At 69.0% G+C, this 864-nt stretch carries 2 protein-coding genes; one reads left to right on the forward strand and one right to left on the reverse strand.

Annotated features, from left to right (window positions below; all coding sequences use genetic code 11):
- The coding region (locus HUK84_RS20515; RefSeq protein WP_176641839.1) for a LysR family transcriptional regulator at positions 1–589 on the reverse strand (589 nt) is incomplete at its 3' end.
- 140 nt (positions 590–729) lie between these two features.
- Between HUK84_RS20515 and HUK84_RS20520 the strand changes: the two genes are divergently transcribed.
- Positions 730–864, forward strand: a 135-nt coding sequence (locus HUK84_RS20520; protein ID WP_176641840.1) for an NmrA family NAD(P)-binding protein, incomplete at its 3' end; no start/stop codon positions are given.

The following is an 864-nucleotide window of genomic DNA, read 5'->3' on the forward strand; positions in this document are numbered from 1 at the left end:
GGCGGAAATTGAAGCCCAGGCAATTATGCCCGTCGAGATCGGCGACCGTCCGGGGCGTGCCGTGCCGGGCCAGGTAGAGGGGCGAGGCGACGATCACGCGCCGGGCGCTGCCCAGCCGGCGCGCCACCAGGCCGGAATCCGCCAGCGGACCGACGCGGAACGCGATGTCGGTGCGGTCCAGGTACAGGTCCGCGATGTCGTCGGACAGCGAGAGGTCGATGACGATGTTGGGATAGGCCTGCCAGAACGCGGGCAGCAGGGGCTCGATCCCGAGCGTGCCGAACGCCACCGAGGCGTTGATCCGCACCGTCCCGCCCGCATGGCGCGCGCCCTGGGCCAGTTCGCCCTCGATCGCGTCCAGTTCGGCCAGCAGGGCGGCGCTGCGTTCGTAATAGAGCCGTCCCTCGTCGGTCAGGGACAGCCGCCGGGTCGAGCGTTCGACCAGGCGCACGCCCAGCCGTGCCTCGATCCGCGCGACCAGCTTGCTGATCGTCGACGGCGTCATGCGCATCTGCCGCGCCGCCTCGGAAAAGCTGCCGGCGGCGACCACGCGGGCGAAGGCCATCATCTCGCCGGCCCGATTATCCACGCCCGTTATCCATGCCCATCCCTTCTATATCCATCCCTTCTGTGAAATCCGATCACAGATCATGTGCGGCACGGACGGATTATCAAGGGGCCGCCCGCCGGACAGAGTGGCGGAAGAGCGATCCCAAGCAGGAGAACAGCATGAAGATTTTCGTGACCGGTGCCAGCGGCTATATCGGCGGTTCGGTGGCGGCCGTGCTGGCCGGCCGGGGCCATGAGGTGCGCGGCCTGGTCCGCGCCCCGGCCAAGGCGGATGCCGTGCGGGCCCACGGGATC

Origin of the sequence: Nguyenibacter vanlangensis (genome assembly GCF_013376155.1) — a bacterium.
Taxonomy (GTDB): Bacteria; Pseudomonadota; Alphaproteobacteria; order Acetobacterales; family Acetobacteraceae; genus Gluconacetobacter; species Gluconacetobacter vanlangensis.